1 protein-coding gene is annotated in these 1,047 nt (G+C 65.5%); it reads left to right on the top strand.

The window, feature by feature from the left end:
- Positions 1–1,047 (top strand): AMP-binding protein (locus J6497_RS40650; protein ID WP_225709745.1); only part of this gene is annotated, 1,047 nt, incomplete at both ends.

Here is a 1,047-nt window from a genome sequence, read left to right as displayed (position 1 = left end):
ATGGGCTGGCGGGGGTGGCATGGCTGGGCGGAGAGGAACGCACCAACTATCCGCTGACCTTGTCGGTGGAGGATCTTGGCGAGGCGCTCGGGCTGACGGCGCAGGTGGCGGAGGGCGTCTCGGCGGATCGGGTCTGCGGCTACATGCAGCGGGCGCTCGAGCAGCTGGCGGAGGCGCTGGAGCAGGCACCGAGCACGCCGGTGCGCGAGCTGGATATCCTTCCGTCCGCTGAGCGCGCGTATCTGTTGGAGGAGCTGAACCGGACGGCGGCGCCGTATCCCGAGCAGCAGTGCATCCATGAGCTGTTTGAAGCGCAGGTGCGCAAGGCGCCGGATGCGGTGGCGGTGGTCGATGCGGAGGAACGCTTAAGCTATGGCGAACTCAATGCACGGGCCAACCGCCTGGCGCACCACCTGATCGGGCGCGGGGTCAAGCCGGATCAACCGGTGGCGATCTGCCTTGCGCGCCGCGTGGCGATGGTGGTGGGGCTTTTGGCGATCCTGAAGGCGGGCGGGGCGTATCTGCCGCTGGACCCGGCCTATCCGTCGGCGCGGCTCAAGCAGGTGCTCAACGATGCGGCGCCACGACTGCTGCTGGCCGATGCGGCGGGACGATCGGCGCTGGGCGCCGATGCGCTCGGCGATCTGACGGTGGTCGATCTGGAGATGGCAACGCCGGCGTGGGCAAACCTGCCGGCGGCAGATCCGGATCCGCGTGGGCTTGGCCTCAGCTCACGCCATCTCGCCTATGTGATCTACACCTCGGGATCAACAGGCACGCCAAAAGGGGCGCAGAATGAGCATCGGGCCATTATCAACCGCCTGATCTGGATGCAAAACGCCTACGCTCTCAAGGCAACGGATGTCGTGTTGCAGAAGACGCCATTTGGCTTCGATGTCTCGGCCTGGGAGTTCTTCTGGACCTTGCTTGAAGGCGCGACCCTGGTGCTGGCGCCTCCGGATGCGCACAAAGATCCCGATGCATTGGTGGACTTGATCATCAGCCACCGCATCACCACGGCACACTTCGTACCATCGATGCTGGTCA

The sequence above is a fragment of the Bradyrhizobium cenepequi genome, from assembly GCF_020329485.1.
Lineage (GTDB): Bacteria > Pseudomonadota > Alphaproteobacteria > Rhizobiales > Xanthobacteraceae > Bradyrhizobium > Bradyrhizobium cenepequi.
This window is presented reverse-complemented; position numbering and strand designations above follow the sequence as displayed.